This window comes from Thermocrinis jamiesonii (assembly GCF_000702425.1).
Taxonomy (GTDB): Bacteria; Aquificota; Aquificia; order Aquificales; family Aquificaceae; genus Thermocrinis; species Thermocrinis jamiesonii.
Window position 1 is genome coordinate 107,201 of the sequence record NZ_JNIE01000005.1, and the last position, 15,249, is coordinate 122,449.

The window sequence follows — 15,249 nt, forward strand, 5'->3', positions numbered from 1 at the left end:
TTTAATGTTCTTCAAATTTCAATGTGTCTTTGTCATACAAGAAAAGCTTTTCAAATAGCCTATCAAATGTTCTTACTGCTTTATGTCTTTCCTTTGGCACTTCCTCCAGCTCAACAAAGTATAGACAGTTGGTAACACATTTGGAAACGCAGGAAGGAAGAAGACCCTTATCTACCCTTTTGTAGCAGTAATCACACTTTTCAACTTTCATGGTGTTAGGATTAAAACTTATAGCTCCGTAAGGGCAGGCTATTATGCATGCCTTACAGCCTATGCATCTTAGCTCCTCAACATAGACTATGCCATCCTGTCTTTTTCTCATAGCGGATGTAGGACAAGCAAATACGCAGGGAGCAGGCTCACAGTGAAAGCAGTTCATAGGTAAAAAGTAAGCTGAAGGTTCTTCGGCTACACCCTCTACTCTAAAGACCTTCATAGGTCTTATGTCAAAGGTTTCCAAACCTTTTTCCTGAACGCACGCCACTTCGCAAGAAAGACATCCTATGCACCTATCCACGTCTATGAGCATAATCGGTCTTTTCATGGTAGCCTCTTCCAACTGTTATAATAACACAGAAAAACCGTATTAAAAAATTTCCAAAAAATTGATCGTTGTCGCTGACAGGCTTTTTAAGTCGCATAAGTTCCCCGTAAACCTAAAGGCAGAAAAAGATTTAAACCTTCGATGCCCAACGAAAGAAGCTAATAGTCCTTGCACCTATAAGGGATACGATTCCCAAAGACCAAAAGAACACCTCCATTCCAGACAGTTTTCCCTCAAAGAGATGTAGCATAAATTCCCTTATAACAAATGCTACTAAGACTTCTAAGAGTATGTCCATTCTAATTCTTTCGTGCTCAAAAAATTCTATAAAAGCCCTTATAAGTTCAAGCACTATAATCAAAGAAAGCACGTTGGTAACCAACTCTTTAAAACCTAACCTAACTGTAGCTTCAGTGACGGTAAGACCAAGTTCTGAAATGGTTCTGAATATTCCTACAAAAAGGCCAATTATTAGAACTATTATGGTTACATTAAAAGCCAACCTAACGAACTGCTTGTATAGTTTGGACACAAACTCTTGAACCATCTTCAAGGGTTTATATTTTAATATCCTAAGTGGAGATGCAAAAAACCTTAGAGGTTGGCATATTTTTTTGAGCAAAGGCTAGTTTTTGCTCCTCCTTTGCCCAGCCAAAAGGCTGGGCGGTTTTTTAGTTAAATGTCAAAGTAAAGTTCAAACTCCTTTGGATGGGGGATAAACCTCATTTCGTCTATCTCTTTACGCTTGGCTTCTATCCAAGTTTGCAGTAGGTCCTCTGTAAATACCCCACCTTTCAGAAGAAACTCATAATCGTTCTCCAGAGCTCTAAGGGATTCCTCCAAAGAGCCGGGCAGTTGAGGAATGTCCTTTAGCTCTTCCGGTGGTAAAGAGTATATATCTTTGTCAAGGGGCTCTCCTGGATGGATGCGGTTTTCTATACCGTCTATAGCTGCCATGAGTATGGCAGAGAAAGCTAAGTAGGGGTTGCAAGTGGGATCTGGAAATCTGATCTCTATCCTCTTTGCCTTTGGAGATTGGGAATACATAGGGATCCTTATGGCTGCAGAGCGGTTTCTTGCGGAGTAGGCAAGCCTCACAGGTGCCTCAAAGCCCGGCACAAGCCTGTGGTAAGAGTTGATGGTGGGGTTAGTAAAGGCTGTTAATGCTGGTCCATGCTTGAGAATGCCCCCTATGGCATAAAGGCAAAGCTCAGAAACTCCTGCATACTCAGACCCTGCAAAGAGGTTTTGACCTTCTTTCCATATGGAAAAGTGGGTGTGCATACCTGAGCCGTTATCGTTTGGAAGGACTTTGGGCATAAAGGTTGCAAACTTTCCGTGTTTGTGGGCAACCATCTTAACCACGTACTTGTATATAAAAAGCTTATCTGCTTGGTTTACGAGTGAATCATACCTTATATCTATTTCTCCCTGTCCTGCAGTGGCAACCTCGTGATGGTGGAGTTCTACAACAATTCCAAGCTGGGACATTATGGACACCATTTCACTCCTAAGGTCGTGAGTTTTATCCAAAGGTGGCACTGGGAAGTAACCCCTCTTGTGTGGGATCTTGTGTCCAGATGAGCCTATTTCTCTGTTCCACCATCCTTCCTCCGAATCTACCCTCCAAAAGGCATAGTTGGAAGATGTACCAAATTCAACGGAGTCAAATATAAAAAACTCGGCTTCTGGTCCATAATAGGCGGTATCACCAATGCCAGTTTGTTTTAGATACTGCTCCGCCTTTTGGGCTATATAGCGTGTGTCTCTTCCGTAGCGTTCCCTTGTTATCGGATCGTATATATCGCATATCATTACCAAAGTCTTAGGTTCCATAAATGGGTCTATGAAGGCTGTAGCCGGGTCAGGAACGGCAAGCATGTCAGATTCATGTATAGATTGCCAGCCTCTTATGGAAGATCCATCAAAACCCCTTCCGTTTTCAAAGGTATCCAAGGAAAGCTCATAGGCTGGTATGGTCAGATGTTGCCATTGACCAAAAAGGTCAGAAAACCTCAGGTCCACATATTGGACCCCTTCCTGCTCGATGAGATTTAGCACCTCTTCTGGCGAATACTTGGGCATGTTTAACCTCCTTTATAGATTTTATATTGCTTGCTCACCTCTTTCTCCTGTCCTTATCCTTATAACGTCTTCGACGGGAATAACGAATATTTTCCCGTCTCCCACCCTTCCAGTCTGTGCGGTTTTCATGATGGTTTCCACCACCTTTTCCACGTCTTCATCTTTTACGACCACCTCAATCTTTACCTTGGGCAAAAAGTCTATAACATATTCCGTCCCTCTGTAGATCTCTGTGTGTCCTTTTTGCTGACCAAAACCCCTGACTTCTGTAACCGTCATACCCCCTATGCCTATTTCTACGAGGGCATCCTTAACCTCGTCCAGCTTAAAAGGCTTGATAATGGCTTCCACCTTTTTCATAAGAAAACCTCCTGTAAGTTTTCTTGTAAAAAACGTGCCAATTTAACACATCTTGTATATTCCTATTTTAAAGTCCTTTTACCGATTAGAAAAATACAATTTCCAAGGTGTCAAGAAAGAGCATAACAAGCATGCCAAAGAGAAAACTTAAAGTAGTGTAAAAACCGCTACCCTCTGAATATGCCTCTGGAAAGACTTCCTTCACAGTTACATAAAGCATAGCACCACCACCAAAGCCTAAGCCTACCGCAAGTATTTCCGCAAAGCTCTTCATAAATAAAAAACCTGCAAGGGAAAACAGTCCTTCAACTAAGCCACTGAAAAATCCCAACATTATAGCTATGCTTACCGAACCTGTCAGGGCGTAGATAGGAAGGCTAACCACTAAACCTTCTGGAATATCCTGAATAGATATGGCAAGTGCTGTTGTAAATCCTTCTTTGTTTGAATAAACGGTAGATATACCTACGCTCAAGCCCTCCGGTATGTTGTGGATCGTTATTCCGATAACTAAAAGTGTAAGCCTTTTCACTCTTAGTTTCAAAAGCCCTTCCCTACCCATAGAGACGTGCTCATGAGGAAATAACCTTTCTATAAAGCCCATCAAGGCAAAGCCAAGGACTATACCTAAGGCAGTCTTAAAAAAGCCACCTGTTTCAATACCCGGTAGTATAAGACTGGTAAAGCTGGCGGTTAGCATAACTCCCCCAGCAAAAGCCAAACTCACATTAAGGTAAGAAAAGGGCTTTCTTTTGATAAGGATCAGCAGGCTACCTACAGTGGTTCCAACAATCAGCAAAAAAGAGTTTATAAGTATATCCATCATAAAAGCTGGGAGAGTTTAAAAAGAGAATAAAGCTTCATGCCTTCTTTGTTTATGTTTTCCTCTCCCCCTTCTTGCCTATCAACTACTGCAAATACACCTATCACCTCTAACCCTTCCCTTCTACAGGCTTCCACCGCCTTCAAAGAAGAACCTCCTGTAGTTATCACATCCTCTACCACTGCCACCCTATCACCTTTTTTTAAAAGCCCTTCCACTTGCCTGCCCATGCCATGTCCCTTTGGCTCTTTTCTGACCACGAAAGGTTTTATCGGATTGCCATCCATATAAGAAACAAAGGACACCGCATATGCTATTGGGTCCGCGCCAAGGGTTAAACCACCTACGCCATCCGGTCTAAATTCTCTGATAAGCTCATACATAAGCTTGCCGATTAGGTATGCTCCCTCTGGGTCAAAGGTCAATTGCTTTAGGTCTATGTAATACCTGCTCAGCTTTCCTGAAGACAGCTTGAAAATAGGTTCATCGGCAACCTTAATACATCGCTCAATTATCAGATTTTTTAACCTGTCAGCCAGCATTACCAGTTAGCTTTTTCTTTGCATATTCCATCAGACCACCTGCCTTCAGTATAGCCTGCAAGTCTTCTGGAAACTTGGTAGCCTTGTACTCTTTGCCTGTTGTAAGGTTCTTTATTGTTCCGCTTTCCAAATCCACTTCTATCTCGTCTCCATGGTTGATCTCATCTACCGCTTCGGGTGCCTCTGCTATAGGAAGCCCGATGTTTATGGCATTTCTAAAAAAGATCCTCGCAAAGGATTTGGCAACAACCACCGGCACTCCAGCATACTTTATAGCTATTGGTGCGTGTTCCCTTGAAGAGCCAGAACCAAAGTTTCTGCCTGCTACTATTATGTCTCCAGGCTTGTGTTCCTTTGCAAAGTTTGGATGTTCTGAGTCTTCCATCACGTGTTGAGCCAGTTCGTAAGGGTCCGAAGTATTCAAGTATCTGGCAGGTATTATTTGGTCTGTATCTACGTTATCTGAAAATTTCCAAACCCTACCTCTAAAACGCATGATGCTTATTTTAACACTTCTTCAAAACAATCCTTCTTCCGTTTTTCTCAAAGTAAAATTCCAAAACATAATCGCACAAGCTTAAATCCCTTGGCCATTCCACCACTATCAACCCCTCTCCCAAGAAAGACTCTAAATCAAAGTTATCCACTCTGTAAAAATCTACATGTATGAGCTTACCTTTTTTAGTAGGATACTCATTAACTATCGTAAAGGTGGGACTTCTGACCTGATAACCTTCCTCTATGCCCAAGCCTTGAGCTAGACCCTTCACAAATGTAGTTTTACCTGCCCCTAAGTCTCCAATGAGACATATAACTTCTGTGCCTTTGAGCTTCTTGGCAAAGCTCCTCCCAAGCTCTATTGTATCCTCTTCCTTTTCACAAAAAAATTCTTGAAAGTCCATCTAAGATTTCCCTAAACCAATTGATATTTGCGAGAGCACTTTGTATGGATTTTTCTCCTCCGTTTCCCAGACAAATATTCCAGCTTTGCTTAGTATTAGCTTGGCTTCCTGTCCTTCCGGATGGTGTCCGCTAACCAGTATGTTTATACTATGCTTTACCACTTCTTTGGAAATTTCCAACTCATCCTCCGGAAGGCTTTCTATAAACCTACTACCACCGTTGCAAAATATCAGAAGATGCCGTGTTTCACCAAATTTAGAAGCAACTTCCTTTTCCGAGTTTAAAAGGATTCCGATCTTTGGTGTGCAACCTTCCGCCGGCTCGTAGTGTATAAAAACCATCTCAAGCTCATTAATTTCTTCTTTTAGCGTCTTTTCTAATTCATCAACCAAAGAATGCATCCTTTCAAAATTCATACCCGAAAGAGTTATAGTTATGTCCGCAAACAGCTTTCCCCCAGAAGATCTAACAAAGAGATTTTTTATTTCAACCACATCCTCAAAACTGAGTATTATTTCCCTTATTCTCCGAAGAGTTTCTTCGTCTGCAGATACATCAAGGAGAACGTTCATTTCCTTTTTAAGTATCCCAACCGCAGTCCAAACTATAAGCAGACCAACTGCCAAAGCAAAGTATCTGTCTAACTGATATCCTACATAAGCGCTAAGAAAGCTCATGAGCACCAAAGAAGAGCCAAAGGCATCGGTAAGGGTATGGTAAGAATCCGCAAGAAGAGTGGGTGAATTATACTTTTTTGCAGCTCTCCTTTCAAGAAAAGAAAGAATCAAAGAGCTGAAAAGAGAAAACACAACCACACCAACACCAAAAAACCAACCTTCTTCCTTTATGCTTATCTTTTCAGTAAGCGCTCTTTTTATTATCTCATAAGCTGCCAAGAGCAAGAAAATACCTATGATAAAAGAGCCTATGTTTTCAAGCTTGTAAAGCCCGTAAGGGAAACGGGCAGTTTTCTTGCTTGAGAACTTAAGGGTTAAATAAGCAACAACAGAGGCAAAGGAGTCAGAAAGGGAATGTATAGCCTCTCCTATAAGAGACAGACTGCCGGACAATATACCCCCTATAAGTTTCAGAAAGGTTTGAAGTAGATTTACAGAAAGTGAAAGCAAAGCCCAATGTTCCTTTTTCATCTTACAAACGCACTTTTACAACCTTGGTAGCTACCTCTTTTTTCTAAGACTTCATTTATGGCTTTAATAACCTCTAATTTCTTTTTGTAGGTGCAATAATCCGGCGCAATCAACCTATCCTCCTCCACTTCTCCAGTAAGCCTGTGTATTACTACGTTTGGAGGGAGTATTTCTATTATATCTGCTGCTCTTTCTGCATACTCTTCCAAAGTTAAGACCTCAAACTCTCCGTTTAAATACTGCTGTGCCATCTTAGTTCCCTTTATTATGTGCAAAGGATGAATTTTAACCCCGTCTATTGGCAAAGCGCTCAAGAGTTTTCCAGTTTCCAGCATGTCTTCTTTGTCTTCAAAGGGAAGCCCAAGAATTATGTGGGCGCACACCTTTAGGTTTCTTCTCTTAGTTCTTAAAACCGCATCCACAAAGTCAGAAACTCCGTGAGCCCTGTTTATGAACCTAAGAGTTTTAAAATTGGCAGATTGAAGCCCATACTCTACCCAAACCTCCAAGCCCTTTTCTGTATAGCTTTCCAAAAGGTCAAGGACCCATTCAGGAGCACAGTCAGGTCTTGTGCCCACATCTATTCCCACAACTTCGTCAAATTCCAAAGCGGTATCATAGATAGACTTTAGATAATCCTTTTCTCCGTAAGTGTTTGAGTAGGACTGATAATAGACAAAGAAAAGAATATTTTTACCGTATTTTTCTTTTGCTCTACGTATGCCTTCTTCTATCTGAGTTTTTAAGGGCACGGAAGGGTTCAGATGAGCTGGTCTGGTGCCAGAAAAACAGTAAGTACATCCCCCATAAGCTTTTGTCCCATCTATGTTAGGACAGGTAAAGGGCAAAGACACGGTTATCTTTTGGACCCTTTTGCCATACTTTTCCTTTAAATAGTCTTTTAAAGAGTAATAGGCAAATTTCTCCTTGATCATATAGATAAATTTAAAAAATCCGGTTTTACTTATGACCTTTTACTGGTTATGAGGCTCCATATGAGAAAAGCCACCGGCTCTGGAACTATTACGGTTTTTTGTTTGCAGTTTTACTCAAAATATCATAAAGCTCTGTCCTTACAACTGCATCCCCGGTTAATTCAAAAAGAACATCTATCGCATCTTCAAGTGAGCTTAACATATCCCTTGCGTCTCTGTAGTAGGCTATTCCATTCTCTTTTGCTTTTTTTACACTCTCTAAATCCTCCCTCGGTTCTGCAACCGCTATGATCTTTACGTTGTCAGTATTAACACTTAGTAAAGCGTCCAAAAATTGGCTTCCTACTTTGCCAAGACCTGCAATGGCAACGTTTATGCGTCTTATTATTTCCTCCAAGTTTTAAAATGGCCCAGGGCGGACTCGAACCGCCGACACCCCGGTTTTCAGCCGGGTGCTCTACCAACTGAGCTACCGGGCCTTTCAGTTAAAATTATAACACATGATAAGAATTAGCACTCCTTTGACGGATGAGATAGTAGAAAGCTTAAGGGCCGGGGATAAGGTTTTGATAAACGGCGTGATATACACAGCCAGGGATGCGGCGCACAAAAGGATGGTAGAGGGGCTGGAAAAAGGAGAGTCACCACCTTTTGACCTTAAAGGCCAAATAATCTACTACGTTGGACCAACTCCGCCAAAACCCGGACAGGTAATAGGTTCTGCAGGACCCACCACAGCCATAAGGATGGACAAATACGTAGAGCCACTTCTAAAACTTGGACTAAAGGGCATGATAGGAAAAGGATACAGAAGTCCTCAGGTTAGAGAGCTTTTGATTAAATATAAAGCAGTATACTTTGCGGCAGTAGGAGGAGTGGCCACACTTCTTGCAAAGACTATAAAATCCTCAGAGGTTATAGCCTACGAGGACCTTGGCACAGAAGCTATAAGAAAGCTTGTGGTGGAAGACTTCCCCGCAATAGTAGCCAACGACATCTACGGTGGAGATATATTTGAGGAAGGAAGAAAGAGATTTGCAAGGATAGACCTATGAAACAGCTTATCATCATTGGCGGAGGACCAGCGGGTATCTCAGCTTCTATATACGCCGCCAGGAAAAAGATGGATTTTCTATTAATTACAAAAGATGTGGGCGGACAGGTAATAAAAGCCGGCAACATTGAAAACTACCTTGGTTATGCAATGGTAGATGGGATCACCTTTGTGGAAAAAATGATGGAGCATATGAGGAAAATGGAGGTAGAACCCATAATAGATGAGGTGGTAGATATAAAAAAGATTGATGGAGGCTTTGAGGTTATAACTGCCTCCGGGCAGGCCTATTCTACAAAAACCATACTCTTTTGCACTGGGGCGGAACACAGGCGCTTAAACATACCCGGAGAAAGGGAATACACCGGAAGGGGTGTTTCTTACTGTTATACCTGTGATGCACCTTTCTTTAAAAACAAAAGTGTGGCTGTAGTGGGTGGTGGAAACTCTGGATTTGAAGCAGTGGAACAGCTCCTAAGCTACGCAAAGAATATTTACCTTTTGGAAATATCAGACAACTTTAGAGCTGACGAAATTCTGAGGGAAAAGGTTCTCAAAAGTGAAAAGGTTATCCCTCTACTCAAACACAGGGTTTTAGAAGCAAAGGGCGACGGCCTTTTCTTAAAATCTATCGTAGTAGAAAACTTGGAAACAAAACAAAAATACGAGTTGGAAGTGGAGGGTCTTTTTGTGGAAATTGGACTTGAGCCAAACACAAAGCTTGCAGAAAAGCTTGGAGTTTTGCTAACAAGCAGGGGTGAGATAATCATAGATTGCAACAATAGGACTTCTGAAAGGGGCATATACGCTGCGGGCGACTGCACAAACATCTTTGCAAAGCAGATAATTACCGCAGCTGGTGAAGGTGCAAAGGCTCTGCTTTCCATATACCACGACCTAACCTATGGCATAAGCTCATGGATATAGCAAGGTTTATAGATCATTCCATACTAAAACCGGAGATTACAGAAAAAGAGTTGGAAGAGCAAATAGCCAAGTGCGTAGAGCTAAAGGTTTACGCTGTGTGCGTTCATCCATATTGGGTAAAAAGGGTTGTCCAGCTTGCAGGCAAAGAACTAAGGGTATGCGCAGTTATCAGCTTTCCCTTTGGAATGGATACAAAAGAGCAGAAAATTTACCAATGCTTAGAATGTGTGGAAAAAGGTGCGGAGGAGTTGGATATAGTGATGAATTTTTCAGCTCTCAGAAGCGGACAAGTAGATTACGTAAGAGAAGAACTATTAGCGTTGGCAAGAAATACGGAAGGCTTAGTAAGGAAGGTAATAATAGAAACCGCATACCTAAGCAAGGAACAAAAAGTCCTTTCGGTTGAGCTAATAGCAGAAAGTGGTATGGAATTTGTAAAAACATCCACAGGCTTTTTTGCTATGGGAGCTACTGTTGAAGATGTTAGATTGCTTTTGGATGTTTCAAAGGGGAGGTTGAAAGTTAAAGCCTCTGGTGGGATAAAGACCAAGGAACAGGCTATTCAGTTCCTGTCCCTTGGAGCTCAGCGCATTGGAACTAGTAATACCTTTAAAATTCTATCTTAAGGACATTTGCTTGCATCATATTCAGGTTTGCCTATGGCTGTTAGGAATGCCTCAAAAGGACCCATGTTCTTCATTGCCACACCCTTTGGCCCTTCAAACTTCAACCTGCCAAACATCATTGCCCTCATAGGCCCATACTTACCCTTTCCCATTTCTTCCCATCTTTTTGTTTCAGCATACATCAAAAAGTCATCCTTTCCCCTTTTATCTTTAGCCGGCCCACCATAAACACATATGGCTTTGCCATTCTCGTTCTTTATAGTTAGCTGTATTTGCTTTTCTGCGGAGCAATCTTCTCTGTAGATAAAGATCTTTCTTTCTGGGACTGCAGTCCAGCTTTCACTCTTACCCAACTCTTCGGTTAATCTTGGAGTGTTGTTCCAAACATCGCATAGTTCTTTTGCATATTCTGGACCCATAAAAACATTTGCAGCAAAGTTACTACCGACAAGTGCTAAGGATAAAAAAATTGCCTTCTTCATTTGAAGACCTCCCAAAAATAATTTTTCTTATAGAATTAAACTATAGACTTGCGACTTGGCAACTAAAAACTTCTTATATTTCCATAAGAGATACAAATATTCATATACTTTGATAGCGTCCCTTTAATTTTTTTATCCTCCACAGAGCTCTACTGTCTTCTGGTGTTACAAGGCTGTAAGCCTTGCCATAATTACCAATTCTCCCCGTCCTTCCTATACGATGTATATAAACCTTCGGATCTTCTGGTATATGATAGTTTATAACCACACCCACACCCCTTATGTCTAAACCACGGGATGCCACGTCAGTAGCCACCACAATTTTTACCTTTCCCTCCTTAAACAACCTTAAGGCATTTTCTCTTTGTCTTTGCGTCATATCCCCATGAAGAGACACTACGCTAAACTTCTTACTTAGCAATCTTTCTGATAGTTCCTTGGCGTCCTTGCGTGTTCTAACGAATATGATAATCCTTTCCAATATATGGTCTCTTAATATCTTCTCCAACTCAGAAAGTTTCTGTCCTGGAGAATTTAGCTTTATCAACCTCTTTTCTATTTTGGGTTTAAGTTCTGCATTTATGACTCTTACAAACTTATAGTTCTCCCTAAGGTGCTTTTTGGCAAGTTCTTCTACCTGTTTTGGAATGGTTGCAGAAAACATAAAACTCTGCCTTTGCAAAGGCATGCAATTTAGTATGTATTCTACATCTTCAATAAACCCCATATCAAGCATGAGATCCGCTTCATCAAGCACAAAGTATGAAACCTTGCTAAGATCTAAAGCGGATCTGCTGATCAGATCCTTAATCCTCCCGGGCGTTCCTACCACTATGTTGAGATTATACTTTTCTAAAAACTCAACGTTTTCGCTACAGGAGTTCCACCGTAGAACACAGAAACCTTCAGCCCCTTATATTTGGCGAGGTGCTGAATTTGTTCCTTTACTTGAACTGCCAGCTCTCTTGTAGGTGTGAGTATAAGAGCCTTTAAACCATCTTCTTTTCTAATCCTTTCTATTAGGGATATTCCAAAGGCTGCAGTTTTGCCCGTTCCCGTAGCCGCTTGTCCCAGGATATCATAACCCTTGAGTGCTAAGGGTATAGCTTCTTTTTGAATAGGGGTGGGCTTTTCAAAACCTAATTCTTTTATAGCCCTCCTTAATTGCTCGCTCAACTGTGAAAAATCAAACTCCATAAAAACCTCCGCTCCTAATTATATGCCCCTATATATTAATAAAGCAAGTAATATATCAACCAAACACCAAGATGCAAGACTCGAAGCTAAATTTTGAGAAACACAAAATCTGGAATACTGGTATAAAATCATAATGAAGGGGTAAATTATGATACCAGCAGAAAAAGTTCAAACTCAGGAGCTGAGATTAGTAGAAATACTGTACAAAGCTATGCTTTTAAACGCATCTGACATACATATAACTGCTGGACATAAGCCTGCGGTCAGAGTGGATGGTAAAATAACTCCTTTAAGCGAGTATCCCGTGTTAACTCCTGATATGACTCAACGACTTGTGTATTCAGTTATGTCGGAAAAACACAGAAAACAGTTGGAAGAAAAAGGGCAGGTAGATTTTTCCTTTGGAGTAAGGGATGTAGGAAGGTTTAGAGCAAATGTTTTCTTTCAAAGAGGTTCGGTAGCGGGAGTTCTTAGAAGACTTCCAAGCAAGATAATGAACGTAGAAGATCTGGGACTGTCTAAGAAGGTTTTGGAGCTCTGCCATAAAAGTATGGGACTTGTATTGGTAACTGGTCCTACAGGTTCAGGTAAAACCACCACATTAGCTGCGCTTATTAATTACATAAACGAAAACTTTCCTTATCACATAATAACCATAGAGGATCCTATAGAATATGTATTTCACCACAAAAAGAGCATAGTCAATCAAAGGGAGATAGGTGAAGACGTAAGTAGTTTTGCGGACGCTTTAAGAGCAGCGTTAAGGGAAGACCCAGATGTTATCCTTGTAGGAGAGATGAGAGACTTGGAAACTATAGAAATAGCCTTAAGGGCTGCGGAAACAGGACACTTGGTTTTTGGAACCCTGCATACAAACACTGCCATTTCCACGATCACTCGTATAATAGATGTGTTTCCACCAAGCCAACAGGAACAAATTAGAATCCAGTTATCTTTTGTGTTGCAAGGTGTTATCTCTCAAAGGCTAATACCTAAGATTGGTGGAGGTCGTGTTTTGGCGTATGAACTGCTTATCCCAAACACAGCCATAAGAAACCTAATAAGAGAAAACAAGCTCCAACAAGTTTATTCTTTAATGCAGAGTGGGCAAGCAGAAACAGGCATGCAAACCATGAACCAATCCCTTGTTTCTCTTTACAAAAAAGGGCTAATAACTCTGGAGGATGCATACAGATATTCTCCAGACATCAAAGAGCTTGAGCGTATGGTTGGCTTAAGAGGATAAACATGCCCAGATTTAGGTATAAAGTTATAGACGAAGCGGGGAATATAATAGAACGGGAGGGGAATTATCCTAATGAGGATGCGCTTTTGGGGGAGCTCTCTAAGGGCGGTTATTCCCCTATCAGCATAGAAAAGCTTGATAAGGAAGAAAAAAAAGTTAAAGAAAAGGAAGGCACACGTATAAGGCTATCCTTTGGTGGCGTAAGTGACAGGGACATATCCATATTCTGCAGACAGTTGGGAACTATGATTAATGCTGGGGTTAACCTAGTAGAGGCTTTAAACATAATAGCGGATCAAACGCCCAATAAAAAGCTTTCGGATGCGGCAAAAGACGTAGCAGTAAAGGTAAGCGAAGGGATGGCGGTTTCAGCTGCTATGCAAAAACATCCCAATGTTTTCCCAGAGTTTGTTATAAACCTTGTAAAAGTGGGTGAAGAAACTGGAAATTTAGATGTTTCACTAATGAAAGCTGCGGATTATTACGAAAAGATCGCTATGATCAAAAGCAAGATAAAGAGCGCCTCTTTTTATCCCATCTTTGTAGTTGTGGTAGCTACCGCTATAGTTTCGGGTATATTATACTTCTTAGTTCCTACCTTTGCTGAGATTTACTCCAGCTTAGGGGGAGAACTGCCTCTACCAACCCAAATGCTGATTGCAGCATCAAACACTTTGAGAAATAGTCTTCCGATGGTAATAATTTCTATAGTTGCTTTCTCGCTTATGTTTGGTTATCTATACCGCAATAACTACATTTTTCGGAAGAGTGTGCACAAGCTTTCCTTAAGGATACCAAAGATGAATGATTTGGTTGTAAAAAGCACGATGGCTAAGTTTGCCAGAACTATGGCTACTCTTTTTTCCGCTGGTGTAGCTTTGGAAAGGGCCTTTGAAATAGCAGGACAGACAACGGGCAACTTAATCATAAAAGAAGGGGTAGAACAGGCAAAAAAGGGAGTTATAGAAGGAGAACCTATGTACAGAGCCTTGGAAAAGACTGGCCTTTTCCCAAAGCTTGTAATAGCTATGATAAAGGTTGGTGAAGATACTGGCAGACTTGACGATATGCTAGAAACTATAGCTAGGTTTTACGAAGATGAGTTTGACAAAACTGTAGATGGCATGATCAAGCTTATAGAACCCATGCTTATAGTTTTCATAGGTGGTGTGGTAGGTCTTATACTGATCGCACTTTACATGCCTATATTCAAGATGGGTGAGCTGATAAAAACTTAAGTAGTGTATTCTGAATTTATTCTTATGTAATCATAGGTAAGGTCTGAGGAATAGTAAATCCAGTTTTCTTTTCCCTCTCTTAAGTCTATAATTATTTCTATCTCCTTGTTTTCCTCTAAATACTTTTTTGCTCCTTCCGTTGCCTTTGGATGAGCCTTTCCATCATACACCAAATGATTGCCTATATAAACCTTCATTTTAAACTGGTCTATAGGGAAAGCAGTAGAGCCTGCGGCTGCTACGATCCTTCCCCAATTTGGATCCCTTCCAAAAATAGCGGTCTTCACGAGATTGGAAGTTGCCACCTTCTCAGCTATAACCTTAGCCTTTATGCTTAAGGATGCATTTTTTACAATGACCTTTATTATTTTCGTTGCACCCTCTCCGTCCTCCACTATCTTTTTTGCCAAGTTTAATGAAACTTCTTCCACAGCTTGTCTTATGTTTTGCATATCTTCTTTTAAAACTCCAAGGCTTATTAAGCCAAAGCTGTCGTTGGTGCTGGTGCAAGCATCTACGGTTATAGAGTTGAAAGTCCTTTCGTTTATTTCTCTGTGAAGTTCCTTAAGTGTTAAACTGTCAATGTCCGCGTTGGTAAAAACAAAGCTCAGCATAGTAGCCATGTTAGGGTGTATCATCCCTGCACCCTTTGCAAAGCCAAAAACCTCTAAGCGACCTTTTTTTACAAAGTCATACTTGGGAAATCTGTCCGTTGTAGAAATAACCTGACTTGCCCTTTTTAGGTCCAAAGGTTCAAGTATCTCACACGCAGATGCTATGCCTTTTAATACGTTTTCAATGGGAAGGGGTTTTCCTATAACTCCCGTAGAGAATACCAAAACTTCTCTGTGGTCAATGTCCAGATACTTTGCAACTTCCCTTGCCATCATCTCCGCATGTACAATACCTTCCTGACCTACTCCACAGTTTGCATTTCCGCTGTTTATAACCATAGCTCTTATTCTATCTGTTTCTGCAAGTACTTTTTCTGAATACAAAACGCTGGCGGACTTAAAATGGTTGCTCGTAAATAAGAAGGAAGCGTTACAGGACTGAGGAAGGAGGATAACGAGTATATCTGGCTCTCCACCTTTCTTCAAACCCGCTTTTCCTATTCCCATAAGAACGTCCATGATGTA

General features: G+C 41.1%; 19 protein-coding genes, 1 tRNA gene and 1 pseudogene. 5 read left to right on the forward strand and 16 right to left on the reverse strand.

The window, feature by feature from the left end:
- Position 1: 1 nt before the first annotated feature.
- The 12 genes from K217_RS0105955 to K217_RS0106010 all read right to left on the reverse strand — a co-directional run bounded on the left by K217_RS0105955 (position 2) and on the right by K217_RS0106010 (position 7,819).
- Positions 2-544 carry a 4Fe-4S dicluster domain-containing protein gene (locus K217_RS0105955; RefSeq protein ID WP_029552213.1) on the reverse strand — a complete coding sequence of 181 codons (543 nt, stop codon included), beginning with the start codon at positions 542-544 and terminating at the stop codon, positions 2-4.
- A gap of 130 nt (positions 545-674) precedes the next feature.
- Entirely contained in the window at positions 675-1,166 is a 492-nt protein-coding gene (locus K217_RS0105960; protein WP_231476997.1) for a phosphate-starvation-inducible PsiE family protein, read from the reverse strand.
- Positions 1,167-1,219: 53 nt separating this feature from the next.
- Positions 1,220-2,629 (reverse strand): type I glutamate--ammonia ligase, encoded by a 1,410-nt coding sequence (gene glnA, locus K217_RS0105965; protein WP_029552215.1) that lies wholly within the window; start codon positions 2,627-2,629, stop codon positions 1,220-1,222.
- 21 nt (positions 2,630-2,650) lie between these two features.
- Entirely contained in the window at positions 2,651-2,989 is a 339-nt protein-coding gene (glnB, locus tag K217_RS0105970) for a nitrogen regulator P-II GlnB (protein WP_029552216.1), read from the reverse strand.
- Between the two features lie 85 nt (positions 2,990-3,074).
- Positions 3,075-3,815 carry a ZIP family metal transporter gene (locus tag K217_RS0105975; protein WP_029552217.1) on the reverse strand — a complete coding sequence of 247 codons (741 nt, stop codon included), beginning with the start codon at positions 3,813-3,815 and terminating at the stop codon, positions 3,075-3,077.
- On the reverse strand, positions 3,812-4,354 hold the full coding sequence (gene pyrE, locus K217_RS0105980) for an orotate phosphoribosyltransferase (RefSeq protein WP_029552218.1): 543 nt from the start codon (positions 4,352-4,354) through the stop codon (positions 3,812-3,814). Before pyrE ends, K217_RS0105975 begins: the two co-directional genes overlap by 4 nt.
- Positions 4,344-4,850: a 3-isopropylmalate dehydratase small subunit gene (gene leuD, locus K217_RS0105985; protein WP_029552219.1), complete on the reverse strand. Its 507-nt coding sequence runs from the start codon at positions 4,848-4,850 to the stop codon at positions 4,344-4,346. The genes pyrE and leuD overlap by 11 nt, the downstream gene beginning before the upstream one ends.
- 10 nt (positions 4,851-4,860) lie before the next feature.
- The gene (gene tsaE, locus K217_RS0105990; protein WP_029552220.1) at positions 4,861-5,256 is read right to left on the reverse strand and encodes a tRNA (adenosine(37)-N6)-threonylcarbamoyltransferase complex ATPase subunit type 1 TsaE; all 396 of its coding nucleotides are present in this window, start codon (positions 5,254-5,256) and stop codon (positions 4,861-4,863) included.
- Positions 5,257-6,405 carry a cation diffusion facilitator family transporter gene (locus K217_RS0105995; protein ID WP_029552221.1) on the reverse strand — a complete coding sequence of 383 codons (1,149 nt, stop codon included), beginning with the start codon at positions 6,403-6,405 and terminating at the stop codon, positions 5,257-5,259. It lies immediately after the preceding gene.
- Complete coding sequence (gene mnmL, locus K217_RS0106000; protein ID WP_029552222.1) at positions 6,402-7,340, reverse strand: tRNA modification radical SAM protein MnmL/YtqA; 939 nt, start codon at positions 7,338-7,340, stop codon at positions 6,402-6,404. Before mnmL ends, K217_RS0105995 begins: the two co-directional genes overlap by 4 nt.
- A gap of 88 nt (positions 7,341-7,428) precedes the next feature.
- On the reverse strand, positions 7,429-7,737 hold the full coding sequence (locus tag K217_RS07505) for a Gfo/Idh/MocA family oxidoreductase (protein WP_231476998.1): 309 nt from the start codon (positions 7,735-7,737) through the stop codon (positions 7,429-7,431).
- Between the two features lie 9 nt (positions 7,738-7,746).
- Positions 7,747-7,819, reverse strand: a tRNA-Phe gene (locus K217_RS0106010).
- Between the two features lie 21 nt (positions 7,820-7,840).
- Between K217_RS0106010 and K217_RS0106015 the strand changes: the two genes are divergently transcribed.
- From K217_RS0106015 to deoC, 3 genes are read left to right on the forward strand one after another with little or no spacing between them, the layout of a single operon-like run.
- Entirely contained in the window at positions 7,841-8,395 is a 555-nt protein-coding gene (locus K217_RS0106015) for a Fe-S-containing hydro-lyase (protein WP_029552223.1), read from the forward strand.
- Positions 8,392-9,321, forward strand: coding sequence for an NAD(P)/FAD-dependent oxidoreductase (locus tag K217_RS0106020; protein ID WP_029552224.1), 930 nt, complete (start codon positions 8,392-8,394; stop codon positions 9,319-9,321). The genes K217_RS0106015 and K217_RS0106020 overlap by 4 nt, the downstream gene beginning before the upstream one ends.
- Positions 9,312-9,947 carry a deoxyribose-phosphate aldolase gene (gene deoC, locus K217_RS0106025; RefSeq protein WP_029552225.1) on the forward strand — a complete coding sequence of 212 codons (636 nt, stop codon included), beginning with the start codon at positions 9,312-9,314 and terminating at the stop codon, positions 9,945-9,947. Before K217_RS0106020 ends, deoC begins: the two co-directional genes overlap by 10 nt.
- Here the strand turns inward: deoC and K217_RS0106030 are convergent.
- The 3 genes and pseudogenes from K217_RS0106030 to K217_RS07845 form a co-directional block, all read right to left on the reverse strand.
- Positions 9,944-10,429 (reverse strand): SCP2 sterol-binding domain-containing protein, encoded by a 486-nt coding sequence (locus tag K217_RS0106030; protein ID WP_029552226.1) that lies wholly within the window; start codon positions 10,427-10,429, stop codon positions 9,944-9,946. The two genes, deoC and K217_RS0106030, sit on opposite strands and share 4 nt — an antisense overlap.
- A 100-nt stretch (positions 10,430-10,529) precedes the next feature.
- Entirely contained in the window at positions 10,530-11,117 is a 588-nt protein-coding gene (locus tag K217_RS07510) for a helicase-related protein (RefSeq protein ID WP_425477625.1), read from the reverse strand.
- Positions 11,115-11,626 (reverse strand): annotated as a pseudogene (locus K217_RS07845) (DEAD/DEAH box helicase); the annotation flags it as partial. The pseudogene K217_RS07845 and the gene K217_RS07510, both read right to left, overlap by 3 nt.
- A gap of 148 nt (positions 11,627-11,774) precedes the next feature.
- Between K217_RS07845 and K217_RS0106040 the strand changes: the two are divergent.
- Both K217_RS0106040 and K217_RS0106045 read left to right on the forward strand, forming a co-directional pair.
- A complete protein-coding gene (locus K217_RS0106040) occupies positions 11,775-12,872 on the forward strand; it encodes a PilT/PilU family type 4a pilus ATPase (RefSeq protein WP_029552227.1) in 1,098 nt (365 codons plus the stop codon).
- 2 nt (positions 12,873-12,874) lie between these two features.
- Complete coding sequence (locus K217_RS0106045) at positions 12,875-14,110, forward strand: type II secretion system F family protein (protein WP_029552228.1); 1,236 nt, start codon at positions 12,875-12,877, stop codon at positions 14,108-14,110.
- On the opposite strand, the gene argJ is transcribed toward K217_RS0106045, so the two are convergent.
- Complete coding sequence (argJ, locus tag K217_RS0106050; protein ID WP_029552229.1) at positions 14,107-15,243, reverse strand: bifunctional glutamate N-acetyltransferase/amino-acid acetyltransferase ArgJ; 1,137 nt, start codon at positions 15,241-15,243, stop codon at positions 14,107-14,109. The genes K217_RS0106045 and argJ overlap by 4 nt on opposite strands.
- Positions 15,244-15,249 lie beyond the last annotated feature (6 nt).